Genomic DNA, 20,349 nt, shown 5'->3' with positions numbered 1-20,349 from the left:
TCTATTCACTAAGGGGTGTGGTATCCCATTACCTATCAAGCTTTATATATAGTTTTCTAATTTTGATGGATAGACACACCCACTTCCCAAAAGAGAATAAACAGCTTAGATAATTAACATTTGCCACCAAAATGATATAAAATTAGGAAAAAACAGGATTATGAATAATCCCTCCCAACATCTTCAAAATTTATAATTTGACACCAATAAATAAATGACATATATTACAAAGGCTTAAAGATGAAGAAGAAGGACACTTATGTCTAATGTTGCCGCAACTTCATAAGAATGATTGTGGACAATTCAGGATCATTAAAAAATAGCGATGACAGGTAACGAGATCATATATGATGTACACTGACCAGGAAACCACCCTTGACAACCTGAAAAGAGTTTCTGCCGAAGCACTCAGATGTATGCAATGCGGGATCTGCAGTAGTAGCTGCCCTTCAGGAAGGCATACCAGCCTGAACATACGAAAACTCGTGAAGATAGCAGGCAAGACCACTGACATCCTTAGCAATGAAGAGCTCTGGATGTGCACCACCTGTTATAATTGCCAGGAAAGGTGCCCCAGAGATATAGATATAGTAGACATACTGCTGGACATACGTGCCATATCCGTAAAGAACGGAAGGATCCATCCTGAGCACAGAAATATCTGCATGATGTTGATAGAACACGGACATGCGGTCCCAATAAATGAAGAGATCAGGAAGAAAAGGACAACTATAGGGCTAGAGGAGTTCCCGGAGACCGTACACAAATATAAGGACGGACTGAAAGAGGTCAAGGACCTGCTTGCATCCTGTGGTTTTGAGGAACTAATAATACAGACAGAACAAACTGAAAAGGATGGCAATATATGAAGGGACTATCACTCTTTCTGGGATGTGTTGTGCCAAACCGATACCCTGGCATTGAAATGGCAACCAAATTATGCCTAGCTAAACTTGATATCGACTGCGTAGACCTGGAAAGTGCTTCCTGCTGCCCTGCACCGGGAGTGTTTCGCTCATTCGACAGAACCACATGGCTTACACTGGCAAGCCGTAACATAGTACTGTCTGAACAAAAGGAGAGAGACATGCTCACTATCTGCAACGGTTGCTTCAGTACACTTGAAGATGCCAACCGTAGTATAAAGCATGACGAGGGATCGAAAGAAGAGGTTAACAAACACCTCCGGAAGATAGGCAGGGAAATAAAAGGAGACATTGATGTCCGGCATATTATTGAATACCTTTATCAGGAACATGGTCCTGAAAAGATAGCTTCGTTCGTTGAAAAGCAACTGGACATCAGGGTCGCGGTCCACTACGGTTGCCACCTCATAAAACCAACAAAGGACAGAGAACTGGGCAACTTTGAAAGACCCGCTTTCTTTGATGAACTGGTCACTGCACTTGGGGCAACTAGTGTTGATTACCCCGACAAGATGGCATGCTGCGGAGCAGGCGGAGGAGTACGCTCTGCTATGAAGGAGAAGTCCCTTGGAATGACCAGAGCAAAGCTTTCCAGGATCGAGGAGACAGGAGTGGATTGCATAGTCAACTCATGTCCATTCTGCCACATGCAACTGGATGCCGGCCAGACCGAGATAAAAGAGATGAACGGACCGGATTTCAACATACCTGTCCTGCATTATACTCAGCTTCTAGGACTTGCGCTGGGATTCCCGCCAGAGATGCTCGGAATTGATACGGACATTGAGAAGAACAGAACATTGACAGACCTCCTGGATCAGCAGAATTGATCCTTAAAGGTCTTTTTCCAATATAAATATGAGAATAGCTGCATTTTTGCAGAGGTATTAACAGAAATTACCGACAAGAAAGCTTTTCACCAATAACTTTAAGATATTGAATGTTATTACGTGAGTAGCACAACATGAGCGTGTGGCCTAGTCAGGATATGGCGGCAGCCTCCTAAGCTGCAAGCCGGGGGTTCAAATCCCTTCACGCTCGCTATTTCTCTTTTTAACAATTTCCGGAGATCGATAATTGATAATAAGAAAGGCTAATGTCAATGATATACCAGGGATAAAGAGTATCATAGACCACTATGCAAAGATCGAGAAGATGCTTCCGCGTTCATTGAGCGAACTATATGAATTCACACGCAGTTTCTATGTATGCGAGAAGGACGGCGAGATAATCGGATGCTGTGCACTTCAGGTTAGCTGGGAGGATATGGCAGAGGTAATGTCCTTCGCGGTCAGACCGGAGTACAGAGAGAAGGGCATTGGAACAGACCTCATCAAAGCCTGCCTTAAAGAAGCAAAGGACCTTGGTATCAACAACGTATTCACCCTGACCTACGCAGTTCCATTCTTTGAGAAACAGGGATTTGAGATAATTGACAAGCAATTGCTCCCTCATAAAGTATGGAGCGGATGTATAAAGTGTCCCAAGTTCCCTAATTGTGATGAAGTCGCCATGATGAAGAAGATATGAGACCACATATCATCCCCATCAAAGGACCTTTTCAAAATAAATTACCCCATTCTCTTCTTTTACGATCCTGAAGCCATTATTCAGATAAATTGAAATGGCCCTTTCAAGTGTGTGGTCGGTCTTGAGCCTGATACAAGAGAAGTTCTTTTTTGCATGCTCAAGAGCTTTACCGAACATTGCTGAGCCGATCCCTTTTCCACGACATTCGTTTTTAACATAAAGCCTTTTGATCTCACAGACACCGGAAACAAGGCCCTTTACAGCAGATGTCCCGACAACACTGCCATCATGAAGGTACATGAAAAAAGCCCCGCCTTTTTTAGAATATCTCCTCCCAATGTCATCAAGATCAGAATCCTTCAATGGATCATACTCAAAACCTTCACCTGCAAGAACGTCAAGTACGAAGGACTTTGCAGCAGATGCATATTCAGGAGAGAATGGAACAATGCTCATTCAAGATATGCTCCCGGACCTTTCAGGAAATCCACAGCTATAGAATAAAGCATGTCAACTCCCATAACAAGAATATCTTCATCTATATCGAAGCTTGAAGAATGATTTCCCTCTACGATACCTTTCTCAACATTCCGTGTCCCTATGACCATATACACACCAGGGACCTCCTGCAGATAATAGGCGAAATCCTCAGCACCGAATATCGGTTCAACATGTGTGTTCACTTTTTCGAACTTGTTTTTCAATAATCTGGATGCAGAGCCTGTGAAAACAGGATCATTGAAAAGGACAGGATAGCCGCGCTCTATATTAAGATCATATGAGGGAACTCCTTCAATGCCTTCGACAGAATAGGAATCCATCAGCGAATCGAGGATCGATGACATTGTCCCCTCTATTACATCAATATCACCATCATCGAATGTTCTGAAACTCCCTACAAGCTCAACCTCATCAGGAGACCTGTTGAACTGACCTGCTGCATTTATGGTACCAAAACCCAGTACGTGATCAGAAGGAGATACCTTTTGAGATACCAGTGGGTTGAGGGAAGATATGAACTCTGACATGACAAGGATCGGATCGATACACATATCAGGTGTCGAATGATGACCACCCTTCCCAGTGATATTTACGGTGAAGCGATTTGAATTGGCCATGAAAGGACCTGCAAGTATGTTAATGGTACCTACATCCACATCCCCGAATATATGAAGACCGATGATAGCATCCACACCCTCAAGACCACCTTCCTCTATTACCCTGACCGCACCCCCCGGAGGTATTTCTTCAGCAGGCTGGAAGATGAACCTTACCGACCCACAGAACTCCCTGCGCCTTTCCTTTATAAGTCGGGCAACTCCAAGAACGATAGCCATGTGACCGTCATGACCACATGCATGCATAACACCAGGTTTCTGTGAAATGTAATCCTCATTGAACTTTGTCAGAGACTCGTGTGCCGAAAGTGCATCCGTATCGGAACGTATGGCAATACATGGCCCGGGACCTCCGCCCCTTACCTCTGCGATAACTCCTGTATCTGCGATCTTCCTGCATTCTATCCCCAACCCTTCCAGAATAGAAATGATACGTGCCTGTGTCCCATATTCATGAAAACTCAGTTCAGGGTTGCGATGGAACTCACGCCGGATATCCCGTACCCAATTTTCAAATGATAACAATCATTTCACCTTGCAGCCTTTAATAAGCATAATAAGAACATGCTATTGTAAATATAATACCAATGCCAGAATACCAATAACACGTGTGCCGGACAGAACATTATCAGCACTATTTTTATGTAAAATGGCAGTTTACCTGTACAAATAATTACCGGCAAGCCATCAGAGAACTGCCGGATCAGCATCAGGAAGGCTAAACATGATAAAAACCAGACTCAGGGATTTCCTTGTTACAAAAGATGATTGGATCTTTGCAGTTTCCGATTATTTTCATCCGCATGGCATCAGGTCAACAATGAGATACGTGCCTGATGAGAATGGCGAGCGCGAACTTAACGGCAAACGCTACAAGAAATATGATTTTGATGTGGCTTTTGACTTCATGCGCCAGAACCGCCCTGAATGGGTAGAGGATGTCCACGTGGTGCCTGAGGACCAGATTAAGAAAGTACTCCCGCCCAACAGCGCCATTGAAGGACTGTACAACACAGACAGCAGAGTAAAGACCGTGGTAGATGTACTTGAGAAGGCAGGGATCCCAAGGGACATGATGGGCGTTACCGGTTCACTCCTCCCGGGACTTCAAAATGAAGGATCTGACATCGATTTTGTTGTATATGGAAAAGAATGGTTCATTGCAAGGGATGCCATTGCAAAAGCAAAGGCAGAGCCAGGACCCATAGAAGATATCGACATGAAGATGTGGGAAAAGATATACAACAAACGTATACCTGAGATATCATTCGAAGAGTTCATCCTTCATGAGAAGAGAAAAGGTAACCGTGGAATGGTTGAAGGAACATATTTCGATCTGCTCTTTGTACGTGACTGGGAACAGATAAAGGAACCAACTCTCAGAGGAGAGGATATCGGGACCATGAAAATAGAAGCAAAGGTCACAAATGCAGATCTTGCCTTTGATAGCCCTTCGGTATACAAAGTAGAACATGATGAGATAGACCATGTACTCTCCTATACTCACACCTACGCAGGACAGGCGCTTCCCGGAGAGATAATTGAAGCTCAGGGAGTTGTAGAACAGGTCGGAGACATAAAAAGACTCGTAGTGGGAACTTCCAGAGAACCAAAAGGAGAATGGATCCGCTCACTCACATTACTTGAAAAAGAAGGCTATATCTAAGTAATAACTTAACTTATTCTTTTTTTAAAAAGTTAAATATAGGCAGCTAGGCGGTTAGCCGCCGCCTGTAACCTGTCCGATGTCATATCCTGCTTCATCATCTGTAACATAGGTGCGCATATAGGATTCCGCATCCTCTGCAGATGTGCGAAGGGCCATCTCTTCCTTAAGATCACTTTCGTCAGCAGAGACAAGTGTTTCAGGTTTGTAGAAAAGCCCGTTACTGTCCAGCAGTACCCAGATACCGTCCTCATCCTCTTTGATATCGATGACACGGCCTACAGTGCCTGTGCTTATATACCTGACAACAGACCCCTTTTCGATAGGGTTGCCATCCATACCCAGAGCTTCGATCGTTACTGGCTCATCCATGACATAACTCCTGTTATTTCACTTCTGATGATTATATTGATCCGAACAGATTAATAGTTAAGCATCCTGTGAGATCTCAAGACGAAGATCACCAAGGCTTGCAATCCTTTCAGCAAAGGCATTGTGCCTGTGGATACTTTCCTCATTGATCTGCTTGATGGTAACAACTGCGGAATCAGGAAGATGTTCAAAGTCCTTGACAACATTCTTTGCCATTGTCCTTACACAGTCCTCTACGAACTTAGGATTATTGTGTGCGGTCTGGACCACCATTGCCTCATCTGAGCGCTTGAGGAGCTCAAATACACTGGAACTCATGGATTTCTCAATGATCTCAATGATAGTTTCAAGAGATACAAAGACATTGCCAACAACCTCAATAGAGATTATACCGCGTCCACGCTGGTTGTGAGTTGCCATTGGAACTCTGTGGAGGAATTCTGCAATGTGCTTGTCATCCACACCTATCTTTTCCAGTTCCTTCCTTGCGTTATCCCTCATGATCTCCTGTGCGCATGGGCATGCGGTCATTCCCACCACTTCTGCACCGATGAGCTTCTTGACGATCATGTTCTCGACATCCTCACGCATTGCGATCGCTTCAGCGAATATCTCAACGACTTCCTGGCACTCCATCTTTGTGGAAGGTGACTCCCTCTTGACGACATACTCGCTTTTGAGGATAACCTCTGCACGAGTTGCATATTCGTGGCGTTTCAGGAGACTCTGGGCAACATCGCTGCACAGTTGTTCGATCTCATATACAGGCATGTTGACAGCCTTTTCGAGTACCTCATCCACTGCCTCGAAGTTACGTGACAGATTAGCACCTTTCAGATGGGAAGGAAGGTCTACAAATATATCAAAAGTACAGATGAGGATGATCGGACGCTTGTCCCCCCTCTTGATCTGAACGAGTTTTTTGACATTGGTAACACCGACACGTGTCAGGTTAATAGGTATCTGCGGCTTGTTTGCCTGTATATCTGGTAGTTTAACAACAGGGACTTCCATTATAATAACCTCTAGAATTCAAAAGGTGATGAACCATTCAATAATGGCATCTAGTAATTATATCATGCTGAAAGGGAGTCATCACATGTAAATGTTGTGTTAAATAACTACAAAGATAAAACAAAACAAAGTATACATATAAGGAGATACAATGCGTAAATACAGTATCATATGCCACTAGAACCGCATATATAGTGCCATATAATAAATCAAGTTAACTTGACATGTTGCCACATGCCGCTCTCCGACATCAGGAGACAAAATGCAAATAATATAATAAATCATCCATATTGAGTATCAAATGTGGCCACAAATTGTGATATATCCTACAAAACAAGAACAAAAGACAACATTAAAAGAAAAATATATATACCTTATATACTAAATACGAATACCAGTGGTAATCGCATAATGATTACGAGGTGACATCATGTCTGAAGCAAGAAATTTTGTGTTAAGAGACAAGAAAGGAAATGAACACGGGGTATTCACAGGGAAACAGCCAAGACAGGCTGCTCTCAAAGTGGCAAACAGGAGTAAAGGAACAAAATCAAAGCCAGAGGAGATAAGACTCCGCGAGCGTGGAACCAAGAAGGTACACGTATTCAAAGGCTGGAAAGAAAAGGTTGCAGCACCTAAGAACAAGCCTGACTGGATGCCTGACAAGATCAATAAGCCTTTTGTAAAGAAGGTTGGCATTGAAAAGCTTGAAAAAGTCTGAATTTCATAAAGGACCCATCAAATGGGTCTTTTTGTTTTGTATCTGTTTTTCATCATTACTATTTACTGCACCTGAAATAACTTTTAAATCAATTGAGCATATTAACTAGTAGCTCCGGGCATCTAACCGAACAGATCACCGGACAATAGATCAACCGCAGGTATATATCATGACACTGAATCGCGAGAATGTGCTTATCGAGGCTTTACCATACATAAGAGAGTTCCATGACTCAATAATGGTGATCAAGGTCGGAGGCCATGCAATGGTCAATCCGGAAGTTATGAGTGACATCATGCAGGATGTCGTTCTCCTGAGATTTGTAGGGATACATCCCATCATAGTCCATGGTGGCGGCCCTGAAATATCAGAGAAGATGAAGCGCATGGGCAAAGAGTCCCAATTCGTAGGTGGCCTTCGTGTAACAGACGATGAGACACTTGAGATCGCGCGCATGGTCCTTGTAGGTAACATCAACACAGAGATAGTTGCCCTTCTCGGAAAACATGGTGCTAAAGGAGTAGGGCTTTCCGGGAAGGATGGAAAGACGATCATAGCAAAGAAAAAGCCATCTCAGAAGGTCATGATAGAGAACGTTGAGCACGAGGTAGATCTTGGATGGGTCGGCGATACAGAGATAATCAACACTGAGCTGATCAACATACTGATCAGGGAAGATTACATTCCAGTGATATCCCCGATAGCCATGGACATCAATGGGAAAGCACTCAACATCAACGCAGATACCGTAGCTGGCGATCTGGCAGCAGCATTAAAGGCCAAGAAGCTCATCCTCATGACCGATGTACCCGGACTTCTGAGAGATATCAATGACAGGAGCTCACGCATCTCAAGAGTACCTATCGATGAGATAGAAGATATGGTAGACAGCGGACTTATATCAGGCGGAATGATCCCCAAGATGAGAAGTGCCTCCATATCAGTCACAAGCGGTGTCGAGAAGATACATATCATAGACGGAAGCGTATCCCATTCAATATTACTGGAACTGTTCACAGATACCGGAATAGGCACAATGGTCTATAAAAAAGAAGATGAGTGAGAACTCATCTCAAAATTGATATTAACTTAAATTTAATTGTTCTATTAGTCAAGGATAGGACTGCCAAAGGTCAGGTCATCAAGTTCCAGAACCTGTTCCCACAGATCCTTACAGTCACATGACAGACGTTCAAGGCATGAAAGGTCCTGTGTAAGTGAGAACAAACGGATGGCATCTGCCACTGCATGGCTGCATTCTCTGCAGTTACGCGGTCCTCTTTTAGAACCAGCACCAACCGGATCGGACGTGATGATCATGTCCGGGAACTCCTTCTTTGTCCTTTGCAATATATCCACTATGCTCCAGAGCCATGGCGGACGATATTGTTTTCTGTCCCACAGATACTCTACGTAAGTACCGCGCTGGACATTACACAGGTTGATAGAGAACGTATCTGTATACGGTGCTGCATCGCGCACGGTCTTCACAATATCTTCCAGTGCTTCCTTCTCTGACAAAAATAGCGGCTTCAGCATCAGATATGATTTTACTGTTGCGCCATTGTTCCTTGCCGCAGTTGCGGCATCTGTGAAGTGCTTGAATGTGAACCCTTTATTGATGGAACGCTTGCGGATCTCATCAGAACTTGTCTCAAGACCCATTGCAACTTCAAAAGCAGTGTTCTGAAGGACATTCACACAATCCCTGACATTTTCCTCTGTCACGAACTCAGGGCGGGTCTCAGCAAGTACCTTAACGATACGCTCATCAGCATCAAGCTCTGAAAGTATCCTGTGCCTAACTTCAAGAGGGATCTCCCTTATATCAAGGAAACTACCTGAGGTGAAGATCTTGACCATGAACTTCTCGAACCCGGATGCTTTGCGCATTGCATTTGTAAGCTGAGCCATCAGGTCATCATCAGATGGTTCGGTCTGAGCACTGTCATAGACATAGCCGCACATGGTACAGCCGCCTGCCTTACCCCACCAGCATCCGGATGTTTTGAAGATGATGGTTATGGTGTCTATCTCTTCAGTACCCAGAAGGTCCTTACCGGTCCATGCTGCCGCAGGCCGGTCGGTAGGAGAGGGTTTTATCCTTTGGCGTTCACGAATATCAAGAACTGCTTTGTTAAGTGACATCTGCCTTGCTCTGAATTTAATTAAAGATCATTCGAACTCTATCGTTGCAGGTGGCTTAGGTGTGACATCATACAGGACCCTTGCAACAGATGGGATCTCTGCTGTGATCCTTGACTCGATCTTCCTGAGAACACTCCATGGAAGTTCCATTGCCTCTGCGGTCATACCATCCCTTGAACCTACTGCCCTTACAGCAACGATCCAGCCATGTACCCTGACATCGCCTTTGACACCGGTTCCTTTACCGACGATCGCAGCAAATGTCTGCCATGGTTTGAACTGCTCTACAAGCTCTTCCTCAACGATAGCATTAGCTTCCCTTACGGCATCCACAAGTTCCTCAGTTACCTCGCCTACGATCCTAACTGAAAGTCCAGGACCCGGGAAAGGCATCCTCTCTGATATCTCGTGTGGGAGCTCGAGTGCACGGGCAACCTCACGGACCTCGTCCTTGTACAGGTCCTCTATTGGCTCTACTATTGACTTGAAATCCATTACAGAAGGAAGACCACCTACGTTGTGGTGTGACTTGATGCCACCTTCGGATTCGATCCTGTCAGGATAGATGGTTCCCTGGATAAGGTACTCTGCTTTCAGAAGCTTTGCCTCTTCCTCAAAAACACGTATGAAAGCCTCGCCGACAGCCTTACGCTTCTCTTCAGGATCATCGATACCTGCGAGTGCTGAAAGGAAACGGTCCTTTGCATCCACTACTTCGAGGTTCATGTCGGAGAAGATCTCCTTTATCCTCTCGGTCTCGCCCTTACGCATGAGACCTGTGTCGATGTATATAGGCGTCAGTTTGTCACCAATTGCACGGTGCGCGAGGATAGCACATACTGAACTGTCCACACCTCCTGAAAGTGCGATGATAGCAGGACCATCTATCTGCTCTTTTATCTTATCTATTGCCTTAGGAATGAATTTGTCTACTTTTACCATGAATGAGAACTCCAAATATGAGATTATTATTAGGGATTTTACCCTGAGATAGTATTTCGTACATATTAATGCTCGCCCGGACATAAGAGCCTTGCCGGAGAAATATAATAAGGATATATGGACACAATAGCATCAAATACAGAACAGAAAGCAGGAAAGACATGGTTACGAATACTTTCACCCTGCATACATGACAATTAAATACTCCGGCAAGATATATGCATGAAAAACAAGTATGGTCTAAAGATGCACGACACGCTCCGGAAGTACTTTGGTTATTCTGAATTTCGTCCCCTCCAAGAGGACATAATAAATGACGTGCTAAACGACCGGGATACGTTTGTGCTGATGCCCACTGGTGGCGGTAAATCTCTTTGTTACCAACTCCCTGCCCTTCTTAAGGATGGCATCACGATCGTTGTATCACCCCTTATATCCCTCATGAAGGACCAGGTGGACAGCCTGCGGGAGAACGGTGTTGATGCCGCATACCTGAACAGTACTCTGAAACCTGCCGAATCAAAGCGGATATATGATGAGTTGAAAAGAGGCGAGATAAAACTCCTCTATGTTGCTCCTGAAAGGTTGGTAATGTCCAGTACGATCACTCTTCTGAAAGGTCTTAATGTATGTCTTTTCGCGATCGATGAAAGCCACTGTATATCAGAATGGGGGCATGATTTCAGGCCGGAGTATCGCAAGCTCAACATGTTGAAGAAAAAGTTCCCGAAAGTACCCATTATTGCACTTACGGCAACTGCCACACCGAAAGTAAGGGAAGATACAATTCAGCAGCTTGGGATCAAGGATTGCACAACATATGTTGCAAGTTTCAACCGTAAGAATCTGTTCTATCGCATCAGGGCAAAGAAGGACACCTATCATACTATGCTGAAATACCTGAGAAAGAAGAAAGGTGAGAGCGGCATAATCTACTGCCAGAGCCGCAGGACAGTGGACAGCCTTGCCACTAAGCTCAGGAAGGACGGGTTCAATGCATTACCTTACCATGCAGGGCTCACCGACCAGCAAAGAGCAAAGAACCAGGAAATGTTCATCAAGGACAGGACGGACATCATCGTTGCAACCATAGCGTTTGGAATGGGAATAGACAAACCCAATGTCCGTTTTGTTGTTCATTATGACCTACCTAAGAACCTCGAAGGATACTACCAGGAGACTGGAAGAGGAGGAAGGGACGGACTGGAATGTGAATGCGTACTTTTCTTCAGCCGTGGTGACAAATATAAGATAGAGTATTTCATCAAACAGAAAGGCAAGAAGGAAGAAAGGGACATCGCCCTGAAACAGCTCAATGACATGGTGGATTACTGTGAGAGCAACACCTGCCGCCGCAAGGTCCTTCTTGGATATTTCGGAGAAGAGGTTTTAGAAGATAATTGTGGGAAATGCGATGTATGCCTCCAGCCACGCATGGAAGTGGATGGAACACCTGAGGCCAGGGTGATGATAAATTGCATAAGGGAACTTGACCAGAGATTTGGAATGAACCATGTCATCGATGTGCTCACAGGCAGCAGAGCCAAGAAGATCACCGATAAGAAGCACCATCTTCTCAGAAACTACGGCCAGGGAGACATGCACACTAAAGATGCCTGGCTGGAGATGGCAAGGGAAATGGTCCGACAGGACGTTATCAAAGTTGAAGGTGCCCGTTATCCTTTGCTTAAACTGAACAGGAAGAGCGACGAGGTTCTAGATGGTAAAAGGATGGTGACCTTCACAAGATCGATCGATGAAGAATGTCAGGAAGACTATGAACCGGTTACAACATCCTCTTTCAAAGAAGAGTCTTTCGAATCACCTTCGGTCGTTCACAGGAAGATCAGCGATGACCCTGACAGAGCCCTGTTCGACAAATTGAAGGAACTACGTGTGAACCTTGCCCAGATGCAGGATGTGCCACCATACATAGTATTCGCTGATACCAGTCTTCGCCAGATGGCTGCCCGAAGACCAAAGACAAGGGAAGAGCTTCTGAAGATAACAGGTGTCGGAGAGTATAAGCTCAAAAAATACGGGGACAGGTTCCTCAAAGAGATAGCAGAGTATTTGGAGACACTGGAACCACAGCCTGCAAGCCGTGAACAAGCTGCACCCAAAAAAGCTCCTGCTAAAAAGAAAAGCGTTGCAAAAAATTCAGGAGCCATTGGCTCAAAACCAGCCCTTAAGAAAGAGATAGTACTGAGAGCACTGGATGAACTCGAAGATGACCTCATCAGAAGTATAAAAGATAAACTAGGTGGAACATATACTGATGATGAAATAAAAGAAGTATATAAGTCACTTATCAAAAATAAATGATAAATGACCGCTGTCCAAAAGACAATTATTCACAGGTATCCAGCAGGTGCCTCTTAGGGCGGACCCTCTGGTCCCCGGCATGAATAGGGTTTACCTTTGCTTCTTTGTCGTCGTCATCATGCTTTTTGCTATCTGGTTTCTTTTCTACCATTGACCCATCTCCAATTAATAGTTTATAATTAGAGATATTAAAATCTAATGAAGGGATTTGACTCTGTATGAAATATCAGAGCAAACTGTCAGATAGCTCCTGAATACAGGGAAGTCATACCAGTAGAATTACCACTGAGCATAATTATGCATTCTTCCCCATCGATAATAGTTGTTCCAAAAAGCTTGCTACGCCCATCTTCAAGGAATGAACCTTCCAAGATCAAGTTTCTATTGTCATCCACCAGATCAACCTTTGTTGCATACACTTCTCTATCATCCATAGACCACCAAACAATACCATAAGTTGCTTCACCAGATAGTTTTACAATCTCTTTTTGCTCAGCAAGGAAAATTGTACCTTCAAGAACAATGTAATTATTCTCATCAATTGTCCCGGAGAGATCAATGGCGGCAGGTTCCTCTGAGACAGGTTTGGAACGAACTGGTGGCTGTGTAATTACCTGCGATGCATAAGGAATATACACATATCCGGACATAACTGTAGTAACACGTTTTAACTCAGTATCCGGAACCGGATCATTTGTATAGACATAGCCAGAAGAGATGAATGAAATAAAAATTAAGCTCAACAATAGTAAGATCAATATGATCTTTGATTTTTGCATAAATAACTCCTATTTGGCCTTGCTCCGCCAAGTTCTAAAAGGATATACATCCACATCAACAGTCTAATAAAATAACTGCATTTGATAATTAAATTATGGCCATGTTCTCCAACTGATATTTTCAAAAAGCATACATATAACCGAAATGAATTGTCTTGACAAATTAAATAATATCTTGAAAGAAACAAAAAAGAAATAAGCAATTCACATCAACATGAATTGCATCGTTATGTAGAATATAAGGTCCCCGAATATCACTGCTGTAAGAAAACCCGCAGTAATAGGTATCATGAAAGGAAGACCAGGAGTTAGCCATACCCCATCTTTCACTTTACCCTCTTTCTGGAATGTCTTTAGTTCTGAGATCACATCGGATGTAAGCTCTGTTCCTGACCTTCTGAACCTGAACTCGACACCAGTTTTTGTCCTGCTATAGGAATCGATCATACGGAAATGCCCTTTTTCTAATTTTGATATCGGAGTAATGTAGCCGATGAACATATAGTATGGCCGTTTCAGGGATTCAGAGGGATTCTTTATCAGATTGTAAAAGAAGAGCCCCAGAGGAACTATCACTGTGAGGATCACAGAGTTTCCGAACACGCTGAATGCAAAGATATCAATGAAAGGCACCCCGTTCAACGGAAATAATGTTGAACCTACAGAGATCACAGGGAATGTCGGAATTATAAGCGATATGACCATGAGGACCTTGGCATCGGCACCACCGAAGGCTCCGAGCTGAAAGAGCACATATACGAAAGCGAAAATGAACAGGAAAGTAAGTACATTACGTATGAGATACGGTACACCATAGGTCACGAGGTCGTGCATAATGAAGATAAAACCAACACCGAACATCAATACCCATACTTCATTGGCAACGCGGCGTGTCTTGATGTCTGCGTAACATGCATAGAGCAAAAATGGCATGCATGCCAGAACTTTTAGTATTTCGATCATATCAGTGTTTCTCCCATTTTTTAAGTTGCATGACCTCTGACAGGGTCGAACCCCTGCGGATCTCCTCGAAAAGGCGTAGTTCGGTCTTTTCGACCTCCTTTGAGCGTCGTGCGATCTCATAGGCCCTTTCTTTTGGTATTACAACAACACCATTGTCATCTCCCACAATGTAATCACCAGGTCTTACGGTCTGGTTACCACATATTATCTCAGAGTTTATTTCGCCAAACCCTTTTGGTTCACCTGCATTAGGTACATAACATGTTGCAAAAACAGGCAGATCCATAGTTCTGATATCATCGATATCCCTGACAGCACCGTCTATAACGACACCTGCCACACCTTTGTTCAAAGCGCTCAGTGTTGCAAGTCCACCCCATGGAGCCACATGTCTGCTGCCATTATAAATGACAATGACATCGCCTTCTTTTGCCTCATCTATTGCCTCCACGGCCTTTGCCCAGTCACCTTTGAATGTCTGGACAGTTACCGCAGTACCTATCATCCTCTTTCCCGGAAGCATTGAAGAGATATCCTGCATAGCTCCTTTACGATGCATAGCATCGGATATGTTCGCAGTCGATATGCCTTCGAGTATGCTGCGGATCTCCGCATCAATGGACCTTTTCACTACAGGTGCACTGGAGGGGGAATCCACACTTTCCCTTATCACCTTTGCTGATGCTGTCACATCTGATGAACGGACTATGTTACCGCCAACTATCACAATGTCAGCACCCGCAGATACGGCATCCGAACATGAGCCTGAATCCAGACCACCTGCTATGGCAACCGGAATATTCACTTTATTGACGATCTGCTTCATCAATGCAAGTGAGTCCTGACCTGTCATCTGCTGATCGATCCCTGCATGAACATTGATGTAATCGACACCAAGGGATTCCAGTTCCGCACTACGGGAAACAGGTTCATTGGCAGATATCAGGTCTGCCATTATTCTCACACCATATTTCTTTGCGGCACGGACTGCCTCCTGAATTGTAGAATCATCTGCACTGGCAAGTATTACAATGATATCGGCACCGGCCTTAGCACCCATTTCAACTTCCATGGCACCAGTGTCTGCTATCTTCATATCTGCGACTATGGTCCTGTCAGGAAAGCTTTCCCTGAGCTTTCTTATGACGTTCATCCCCTCACTTTTTATCAGAGGGGTTCCGGCCTCAAGCCAGTCGGCACCACCTTCGATGGATTCCTTTGCTATCTGTATCGCCCTGTCCGTTTCTACAAGATCAAGAGCTACCTGAATGATTGGTCTTATACGATCACCTTTGCATGTACTTACACTACTAAAATACTTGAAAACCTATAAATTTAATCACGAGAAAGTCATAACTGTGGGTCAAATGGAAGAGAATAACGAGATATCTGAGCAGGAAAGACAAAGATTGCTCAACAGACTGCATAAAAGTCTGTTCTGGGTCGGAGAAGCTATACCCCGAAAAGTGAGGATAGAAGGAAATGATGTCGACCTTCATGAGATAGTATGGGAGATAGTCAACAGACCCAAACTTGATGAAAAAGATATTGACGATATAGACCTGTTCCTGGAAATGCTCTGCGAGAAAGAAAAGGAGTATGAGGAACGACTTGAGACAGAGCCTTTGAGCTGTGAGCAGGCAAAGGTCCTCTTTGATAAAGCAGCAGGTGTCAGAAGGGCAATGATGGACCTTAAGGAACTCACAACCCCATCTAAAAGAAAAGCTATTTTCAAGGACCGCCACATATGCAAAGATGTTGACACAGAAAAATGGGATGAGCTTTCCGAAACCATCAAGAAAAATGGATGTTGAGACAAATATGGTCCAGTATCAGGGAAATATTATATTCCATGCAATGCCTTTAGTAGTCGATGAAATTCAAGGATAATCACATCATTTCAAAAAAGGACTTTTCCAGGGAAATGATCGACCACATCCTCAATGCTGCTGAAAAGATGGAACCTATAGCACGCGGGGAACAGAGGTCTGACCTGCTTTCCGGGAAGATCCTTGCTATACTCTTTTTTGAACCAAGCACAAGAACAAGGATGTCCTTTGAGACAGCGATGTTGAGACTTGGCGGAGATGTACTGAACCTGGGATCGATCGATGCCAGTTCTATAGCAAAGGGAGAGACACTGGCAGATACCATTCGAGTCGTTGATGGATATGTAGATGCTATTGTGCTACGTCACCCTAAAGAAGGTGCAGCCCTGCTTGCGTCAGAGTTCTCCAGCGTACCAATACTAAATGCAGGAGATGGTGCAGGCCAGCATCCCACACAAACGCTCCTTGATCTCTACACGATCAAACGTGAGAGCCACCTTGAAGGACTGAAGATCGCCCTGGCAGGTGATCTGAAATATGGAAGGACCGTCCACTCACTATGTTATGCATTATCACTCTACGGAGCACAGATCACCCTGATCTCACCTAAGGAACTTCGCATGCCTGAAGAGATAATTAATGATATTACAGCAAAAGGAGCGAAGATAACAGAGTGCGATTCAATTGAAGAGGCCATATCTGATGTGGATGTTCTCTATATGACCCGCATACAGAAGGAAAGATTCCCGGACCCTGCTGAATACCACAAGGTTGCTAACAAATTGAAGATCACACCGGAAACACTAAAGAATGCAAAACAGGAGTTGAAGATAATGCATCCACTTCCAAGGGTGAACGAGATAGATACCAGGATAGATGATACTCCGCATGCATGCTACTTCAAACAGGCATTCTACGGAGTACCGGTCAGAATGGCACTTCTTGGACTTGTACTGGGGGCGATCGAATGAGCGATATAGAGACAGAGCTCAGGGTCCGCAGGATAGAGAACGGTACAGTTATAGACCACATAACAGCAGGCAAGGCACTGAATGTCCTGAAGATACTGGGATTGCCGGATTCCTCACATGGAGTTGTGAGCGTACTGATAAATTCCTATGGAAAATATGGGAAAAAAGATGTTGTCAAGATCGAGAACCGTGAACTTAAGGGTGAAGAGGTTGACAGGATCGCGCTTATCGCGCCAAATGCCACGATCAACATCATACGTAATTTCAACGTTACCAGAAAGAATAAGGTACAGATCCCCTCTTTTGTTGAAGGTGTTGTCGGATGTATCAATCCAAATTGCATATCTAACAGCAACGAACCTATAACATCCAAATTCAAAGTGACCACTGAAGATACCGGTCTTAAACTAAGATGTTCCTACTGTGGAAGAGTGATCTCAGAGAATATTGCAGAGCAATTGCTCTAAGCATCAAAAAAATAAAAAGGAAGAAACGTTTTTGGAGGTGGTAACAATGGCACAGATAACACATATGCTACAAACACAAATATATTGTGGCAAATATATAAAATCCATGTTCATTGAAACTGCCTCAATTCACAATGTTGTGTACACATAAAAGTAGAACTACGCCACAAATGAACATGTAGGGTCTAAAAAAAAGGTTTGGCTTTATAGCCCGAGAATATCCTGCATTGTATAAAGACCTGGATCTGCATTACCGATCCATGCGGCTGCCTTTACTGCACCGCCTGCGAATGCCTGTCTTGAATGTGCCTGGTGTTTTATCTCGATCCTTTCACCATCACCGGCGAAAAGAACTGTATGGTCACCTACAATGTCACCGCCACGAACTGCATGTATACCTATTTCTTTACCACGTGGAGCAAGACCTTCACGTCCGTAGACATATTCCTTGCCACCAAGAGCCTCGCTGATAACCTCAGCTGCACCCTTTGCAGTACCGCTTGGAGCATCCTTCTTCTGATTATGATGAGCTTCAATTATCTCGATATCAGTGTCACCGAGATACTTTGCAGCTTCTTTGAGTATCCTGAAGAAGACATTCACACCAACTGAATAGTTAGGGGAGATTATCCCTGATACTCCGTTCTCGAGAATTGAATCCTCGATCGCCTTTTTCTGTTCAGCTGTAAGACCGGTTGTACCTATAACAAGATCGACTCCGCTTGCTGCTGCCCTTGGAGCATTCACCGCTGTTGCGTTAGCAATTGTAAAATCGATCAGTACCTGAGTACCTGACTCTTTAAGGACCGGCTCCATATCATCGACATGGGATAATGGTACGTTCAAAGTACCGATCTGAGCTACCTCGCCGACATCCTTTCCGATATTAACAAGATCGAATGCTGATGTGAGACAGACATCTTCGGACCTGAGTATATTGTCAATGATGAGCCTGCCCATCCTTCCTGAAGCACCTGTTACTCCAACATTTATCATGCTATGCACCCCAGCTTGCGAAGAGCATTCTCCAGTGTAACACTGTTCTCTTCACTCAAAGGTGCAAGTGGAAGTCTCATGGTTCCGCCTGAAAGTCCTATAAGCTCTACTGCACGCTTTACAGGAATTGGATTGGTCTCTGTGAACAATGCACGTATAAGCGGGGATACTTCGAAATGGATCCTTCTTGCAGTCTCAAGGTCGCCTTCTTTTACAGCGTCATACATCTTGACCATCATTTCAGGAACGATGTTAGCAACTACAGAAATAACTCCTGCGCCGCCCATGGCAAGTATAGGGAATGTTAGTCCGTCCTCGCCTGAGAGAACCTCAAAGTCCTCATCCACGGTTTCCTCAAGGATCTGTGATAACTTAGCAAGATTGCCGCTTGCTTCCTTCACAGCAACTATGTTATCCACTTTAGAAAGCTCTACAATAACTTCCAGAGGCATGTCCTGTCCAGTACGGGAAGGAACATTATATAATATGATAGGTATGTCCGTAGACTCCGCTATCTTTTTAAAATGAGCTACCAGACCTTCATTGTTAGGTTTGGTATAATATGGGGATATTATGAGAGCGCCATCAGCTCCCGCATCCGCTGCGTGTTTAGTGAGCTCGACCGCTTCAGCCGTGTTGTTAGAACCTGTACCGGCAATGACAGGAACCTTCGCACAATCGATACAAAGGTTGATCAGTTCTTTATGCTCCCCTGTTGACAGGGTTGCAGATTCACCGGTCGTACCACAGACAACAACTCCGGAAACGCCACCTTCCTCAACAAAATTGACAATATTCTTAAAACTTTCTTTGTCAATTGAACCGTCATTTGAGAATGGCGTTACAAGAGCAGGTAAAACTCCTTCGAACATGGGAACAGCCCCCTCTCCAGAACTCTTACTCTCTTGGTCTGTGTGTCATCTTCCTTGTAACATAACCTGCTACACGGTTTCTGATAACCTTACTCTCTATTGTTGTGTACTTTGTTACAAGGTGCTTGTTGACGTCGAAGTCTGTTGTAAATACGTCACCGTGGTTCTCTGCTAAGCGAATTGCAATTCTCTTGATGTTTGTTTGTCTAATATTTCCCATGATAATTCTCCATTATGATATTCATTATAAGATGAAACTCTATAATAGTGCTGTTCGGGTATAATAAATACCCTTACATTTATACCTTTTGGATTACTGGAACTGCACCTGAAGTCATTATTGTATATCAGTCTTTCCCAGTAGACGGTCCATGGTATTAGCATCTTCGAAAACACGCTCTCTGGGACCTTTTTGATTGATGAACAGAGCGATCAGGACCAACAGGAGTCCGAAGCTCATGTTGATGTAGGTCACAAAGATCCCAACAAGGACGATAGTCGATGCAATGATTCCTTTGATAACTCCTTTTCGATAGGAAAGGAATCCTGTCCTCATATAAATGCGTATATCCCTCAAAGTGAGAAATAGAACAACAACATACGCCAACATGGCAATATATTCATACATACCTGCACCTTCACTCCTTCATCCGATAGTTGTTCAAGGTCAGTATCTTATATCAGAGTTCCGCAGACAACAAGCAGGCATA

General features: G+C 44.0%; 24 protein-coding genes and 1 tRNA gene. 11 read left to right on the top strand and 14 right to left on the bottom strand.

Annotated features, from left to right (window positions below):
• Nucleotides 1–347 precede the first annotated feature (347 nt).
• The 4 genes from hdrC (at nucleotide 348) to BM008_RS11490 (ending at nucleotide 2,456) form a co-directional block, all read left to right on the top strand.
• The gene (gene hdrC, locus BM008_RS11505; RefSeq protein ID WP_245748022.1) at nucleotides 348–869 is read left to right on the top strand and encodes a CoB--CoM heterodisulfide reductase subunit C; all 522 of its coding nucleotides are present in this window, start codon (nucleotides 348–350) and stop codon (nucleotides 867–869) included.
• Nucleotides 866–1,756 carry a CoB--CoM heterodisulfide reductase subunit B gene (gene hdrB, locus BM008_RS11500; protein WP_091937136.1) on the top strand — a complete coding sequence of 297 codons (891 nt, stop codon included), beginning with the start codon at nucleotides 866–868 and terminating at the stop codon, nucleotides 1,754–1,756. The genes hdrC and hdrB overlap by 4 nt, the downstream gene beginning before the upstream one ends.
• A 136-nt stretch (nucleotides 1,757–1,892) precedes the next feature.
• A tRNA-Arg gene (locus BM008_RS11495) sits at nucleotides 1,893–1,967 on the top strand.
• A 36-nt stretch (nucleotides 1,968–2,003) separates the two neighbouring features.
• The gene (locus BM008_RS11490) at nucleotides 2,004–2,456 is read left to right on the top strand and encodes an N-acetyltransferase (protein WP_342707577.1); all 453 of its coding nucleotides are present in this window, start codon (nucleotides 2,004–2,006) and stop codon (nucleotides 2,454–2,456) included.
• An 18-nt stretch (nucleotides 2,457–2,474) separates the two neighbouring features.
• Here BM008_RS11490 and BM008_RS11485 read toward each other — a convergent pair whose 3' ends face one another.
• The gene (locus BM008_RS11485) at nucleotides 2,475–2,912 is read right to left on the bottom strand and encodes a GNAT family N-acetyltransferase (RefSeq protein WP_091937134.1); all 438 of its coding nucleotides are present in this window, start codon (nucleotides 2,910–2,912) and stop codon (nucleotides 2,475–2,477) included.
• Nucleotides 2,909–4,099 carry a M20 metallopeptidase family protein gene (locus BM008_RS11480; RefSeq protein ID WP_091937132.1) on the bottom strand — a complete coding sequence of 397 codons (1,191 nt, stop codon included), beginning with the start codon at nucleotides 4,097–4,099 and terminating at the stop codon, nucleotides 2,909–2,911. Before BM008_RS11480 ends, BM008_RS11485 begins: the two co-directional genes overlap by 4 nt.
• 199 nt (nucleotides 4,100–4,298) lie before the next feature.
• Here BM008_RS11480 and BM008_RS11475 point away from each other — a divergent pair, with 199 nt between their 5' ends.
• Complete coding sequence (locus BM008_RS11475) at nucleotides 4,299–5,240, top strand: nucleotidyltransferase domain-containing protein (protein WP_091937131.1); 942 nt, start codon at nucleotides 4,299–4,301, stop codon at nucleotides 5,238–5,240.
• Between the two features lie 54 nt (nucleotides 5,241–5,294).
• Here BM008_RS11475 and BM008_RS11470 read toward each other — a convergent pair whose 3' ends face one another.
• Together BM008_RS11470 and mptA are read right to left on the bottom strand one after the other, a co-directional pair.
• The gene (locus tag BM008_RS11470; protein ID WP_091937129.1) at nucleotides 5,295–5,612 is read right to left on the bottom strand and encodes a DUF2098 domain-containing protein; all 318 of its coding nucleotides are present in this window, start codon (nucleotides 5,610–5,612) and stop codon (nucleotides 5,295–5,297) included.
• A gap of 57 nt (nucleotides 5,613–5,669) precedes the next feature.
• A complete protein-coding gene (gene mptA / locus BM008_RS11465; protein WP_091937127.1) occupies nucleotides 5,670–6,626 on the bottom strand; it encodes a GTP cyclohydrolase MptA in 957 nt (318 codons plus the stop codon).
• A 430-nt stretch (nucleotides 6,627–7,056) separates the two neighbouring features.
• On the opposite strand from mptA, the gene BM008_RS11460 reads away from it, so the two are divergent.
• The gene (locus BM008_RS11460; RefSeq protein ID WP_091937125.1) at nucleotides 7,057–7,347 is read left to right on the top strand and encodes a non-histone chromosomal MC1 family protein; all 291 of its coding nucleotides are present in this window, start codon (nucleotides 7,057–7,059) and stop codon (nucleotides 7,345–7,347) included.
• A 169-nt stretch (nucleotides 7,348–7,516) separates the two neighbouring features.
• Complete coding sequence (argB, locus tag BM008_RS11455; RefSeq protein ID WP_091937123.1) at nucleotides 7,517–8,410, top strand: acetylglutamate kinase; 894 nt, start codon at nucleotides 7,517–7,519, stop codon at nucleotides 8,408–8,410.
• 44 nt (nucleotides 8,411–8,454) lie between these two features.
• Here the strand turns inward: argB and BM008_RS11450 are convergent, their stop codons facing one another.
• Nucleotides 8,455–9,495 carry an archaeosine biosynthesis radical SAM protein RaSEA gene (locus BM008_RS11450; protein WP_091937121.1) on the bottom strand — a complete coding sequence of 347 codons (1,041 nt, stop codon included), beginning with the start codon at nucleotides 9,493–9,495 and terminating at the stop codon, nucleotides 8,455–8,457.
• Between the two features lie 27 nt (nucleotides 9,496–9,522).
• Nucleotides 9,523–10,437: a glutamine-hydrolyzing GMP synthase gene (guaA, locus tag BM008_RS11445; protein ID WP_091937119.1), complete on the bottom strand. Its 915-nt coding sequence runs from the start codon at nucleotides 10,435–10,437 to the stop codon at nucleotides 9,523–9,525.
• Nucleotides 10,438–10,683: 246 nt separating this feature from the next.
• Here guaA and recQ point away from each other — a divergent pair, with 246 nt between their 5' ends.
• Nucleotides 10,684–12,762: a DNA helicase RecQ gene (recQ, locus tag BM008_RS11440; protein ID WP_091937425.1), complete on the top strand. Its 2,079-nt coding sequence runs from the start codon at nucleotides 10,684–10,686 to the stop codon at nucleotides 12,760–12,762.
• Nucleotides 12,763–12,787: 25 nt separating this feature from the next.
• Here recQ and BM008_RS15240 read toward each other — a convergent pair whose 3' ends face one another.
• From BM008_RS15240 to hxlA, 4 genes are all read right to left on the bottom strand, one after another.
• Nucleotides 12,788–12,913, bottom strand: a complete 126-nt coding sequence (locus BM008_RS15240) for a hypothetical protein (RefSeq protein ID WP_281246278.1) — start codon at nucleotides 12,911–12,913, stop codon at nucleotides 12,788–12,790.
• An 88-nt stretch (nucleotides 12,914–13,001) separates the two neighbouring features.
• The gene (locus BM008_RS11435; protein ID WP_143072345.1) at nucleotides 13,002–13,541 is read right to left on the bottom strand and encodes a hypothetical protein; all 540 of its coding nucleotides are present in this window, start codon (nucleotides 13,539–13,541) and stop codon (nucleotides 13,002–13,004) included.
• A 204-nt stretch (nucleotides 13,542–13,745) separates the two neighbouring features.
• Nucleotides 13,746–14,504: an A24 family peptidase C-terminal domain-containing protein gene (locus tag BM008_RS11430; RefSeq protein ID WP_091937115.1), complete on the bottom strand. Its 759-nt coding sequence runs from the start codon at nucleotides 14,502–14,504 to the stop codon at nucleotides 13,746–13,748.
• Nucleotide 14,505: 1 nt separating this feature from the next.
• Nucleotides 14,506–15,774, bottom strand: coding sequence for a 3-hexulose-6-phosphate synthase (gene hxlA / locus BM008_RS11425; RefSeq protein ID WP_342707579.1), 1,269 nt, complete (start codon nucleotides 15,772–15,774; stop codon nucleotides 14,506–14,508).
• 97 nt (nucleotides 15,775–15,871) lie between these two features.
• Between hxlA and BM008_RS11420 the strand changes: the two genes are divergently transcribed.
• From BM008_RS11420 to pyrI, 3 genes are read left to right on the top strand one after another with little or no spacing between them, the layout of a single operon-like run.
• Nucleotides 15,872–16,318: a DUF5788 family protein gene (locus BM008_RS11420; RefSeq protein ID WP_091937111.1), complete on the top strand. Its 447-nt coding sequence runs from the start codon at nucleotides 15,872–15,874 to the stop codon at nucleotides 16,316–16,318.
• A gap of 59 nt (nucleotides 16,319–16,377) precedes the next feature.
• Entirely contained in the window at nucleotides 16,378–17,304 is a 927-nt protein-coding gene (gene pyrB / locus BM008_RS11415) for an aspartate carbamoyltransferase (protein ID WP_091937109.1), read from the top strand.
• Nucleotides 17,301–17,771: an aspartate carbamoyltransferase regulatory subunit gene (gene pyrI, locus BM008_RS11410; RefSeq protein WP_091937108.1), complete on the top strand. Its 471-nt coding sequence runs from the start codon at nucleotides 17,301–17,303 to the stop codon at nucleotides 17,769–17,771. The genes pyrB and pyrI overlap by 4 nt, the downstream gene beginning before the upstream one ends.
• 204 nt (nucleotides 17,772–17,975) lie before the next feature.
• Here the strand turns inward: pyrI and dapB are convergent, their stop codons facing one another.
• From dapB to BM008_RS11390, 4 genes are all read right to left on the bottom strand, one after another.
• The gene (gene dapB / locus BM008_RS11405; RefSeq protein WP_091937106.1) at nucleotides 17,976–18,767 is read right to left on the bottom strand and encodes a 4-hydroxy-tetrahydrodipicolinate reductase; all 792 of its coding nucleotides are present in this window, start codon (nucleotides 18,765–18,767) and stop codon (nucleotides 17,976–17,978) included.
• Nucleotides 18,764–19,639 carry a 4-hydroxy-tetrahydrodipicolinate synthase gene (gene dapA / locus BM008_RS11400; protein ID WP_091937104.1) on the bottom strand — a complete coding sequence of 292 codons (876 nt, stop codon included), beginning with the start codon at nucleotides 19,637–19,639 and terminating at the stop codon, nucleotides 18,764–18,766. The genes dapB and dapA overlap by 4 nt, the downstream gene beginning before the upstream one ends.
• A gap of 25 nt (nucleotides 19,640–19,664) precedes the next feature.
• Complete coding sequence (locus tag BM008_RS11395; RefSeq protein WP_091937102.1) at nucleotides 19,665–19,859, bottom strand: 30S ribosomal protein S17e; 195 nt, start codon at nucleotides 19,857–19,859, stop codon at nucleotides 19,665–19,667.
• A 117-nt stretch (nucleotides 19,860–19,976) separates the two neighbouring features.
• On the bottom strand, nucleotides 19,977–20,195 hold the full coding sequence (locus tag BM008_RS11390) for a hypothetical protein (protein WP_342707576.1): 219 nt from the start codon (nucleotides 20,193–20,195) through the stop codon (nucleotides 19,977–19,979).
• Between the last annotated feature and the right edge of the window lie 154 nt (nucleotides 20,196–20,349).

The sequence above is a fragment of the Methanolobus profundi genome (genome assembly GCF_900114835.1).
Classification (GTDB): Archaea; Halobacteriota; Methanosarcinia; order Methanosarcinales; family Methanosarcinaceae; genus Methanolobus; species Methanolobus profundi.
This window is presented reverse-complemented; position numbering and strand designations above follow the sequence as displayed.

What these genes read in the sequence shown, in the direction of transcription:
- hdrC (WP_245748022.1), top strand. Translation starts at nt 348, where the DNA reads ATGATGTACACTGACCAGGAAACCACCCTTGACAACCTGAAAAGAGTT.
- hdrB (WP_091937136.1), top strand. Translation starts at nt 866, where the DNA reads ATGAAGGGACTATCACTCTTTCTGGGATGTGTTGTGCCAAACCGATAC.
- BM008_RS11485 (WP_091937134.1), bottom strand. Translation starts at nt 2,912, where the DNA reads ATGAGCATTGTTCCATTCTCTCCTGAATATGCATCTGCTGCAAAGTCC.
- BM008_RS11475 (WP_091937131.1), top strand. Translation starts at nt 4,299, where the DNA reads ATGATAAAAACCAGACTCAGGGATTTCCTTGTTACAAAAGATGATTGG.
- BM008_RS11470 (WP_091937129.1), bottom strand. Translation starts at nt 5,612, where the DNA reads ATGGATGAGCCAGTAACGATCGAAGCTCTGGGTATGGATGGCAACCCT.
- mptA (WP_091937127.1), bottom strand. Translation starts at nt 6,626, where the DNA reads ATGGAAGTCCCTGTTGTTAAACTACCAGATATACAGGCAAACAAGCCG.
- BM008_RS11460 (WP_091937125.1), top strand. Translation starts at nt 7,057, where the DNA reads ATGTCTGAAGCAAGAAATTTTGTGTTAAGAGACAAGAAAGGAAATGAA.
- argB (WP_091937123.1), top strand. Translation starts at nt 7,517, where the DNA reads ATGACACTGAATCGCGAGAATGTGCTTATCGAGGCTTTACCATACATA.
- BM008_RS11450 (WP_091937121.1), bottom strand. Translation starts at nt 9,495, where the DNA reads ATGTCACTTAACAAAGCAGTTCTTGATATTCGTGAACGCCAAAGGATA.
- guaA (WP_091937119.1), bottom strand. Translation starts at nt 10,437, where the DNA reads ATGGTAAAAGTAGACAAATTCATTCCTAAGGCAATAGATAAGATAAAA.
- recQ (WP_091937425.1), top strand. Translation starts at nt 10,684, where the DNA reads ATGCACGACACGCTCCGGAAGTACTTTGGTTATTCTGAATTTCGTCCC.
- BM008_RS15240 (WP_281246278.1), bottom strand. Translation starts at nt 12,913, where the DNA reads ATGGTAGAAAAGAAACCAGATAGCAAAAAGCATGATGACGACGACAAA.
- BM008_RS11435 (WP_143072345.1), bottom strand. Translation starts at nt 13,541, where the DNA reads ATGCAAAAATCAAAGATCATATTGATCTTACTATTGTTGAGCTTAATT.
- BM008_RS11430 (WP_091937115.1), bottom strand. Translation starts at nt 14,504, where the DNA reads ATGATCGAAATACTAAAAGTTCTGGCATGCATGCCATTTTTGCTCTAT.
- BM008_RS11420 (WP_091937111.1), top strand. Translation starts at nt 15,872, where the DNA reads ATGGAAGAGAATAACGAGATATCTGAGCAGGAAAGACAAAGATTGCTC.
- pyrB (WP_091937109.1), top strand. Translation starts at nt 16,378, where the DNA reads ATGAAATTCAAGGATAATCACATCATTTCAAAAAAGGACTTTTCCAGG.
- pyrI (WP_091937108.1), top strand. Translation starts at nt 17,301, where the DNA reads ATGAGCGATATAGAGACAGAGCTCAGGGTCCGCAGGATAGAGAACGGT.
- dapB (WP_091937106.1), bottom strand. Translation starts at nt 18,767, where the DNA reads ATGATAAATGTTGGAGTAACAGGTGCTTCAGGAAGGATGGGCAGGCTC.
- dapA (WP_091937104.1), bottom strand. Translation starts at nt 19,639, where the DNA reads ATGTTCGAAGGAGTTTTACCTGCTCTTGTAACGCCATTCTCAAATGAC.
- BM008_RS11395 (WP_091937102.1), bottom strand. Translation starts at nt 19,859, where the DNA reads ATGGGAAATATTAGACAAACAAACATCAAGAGAATTGCAATTCGCTTA.
- BM008_RS11390 (WP_342707576.1), bottom strand. Translation starts at nt 20,195, where the DNA reads ATGAGGACAGGATTCCTTTCCTATCGAAAAGGAGTTATCAAAGGAATC.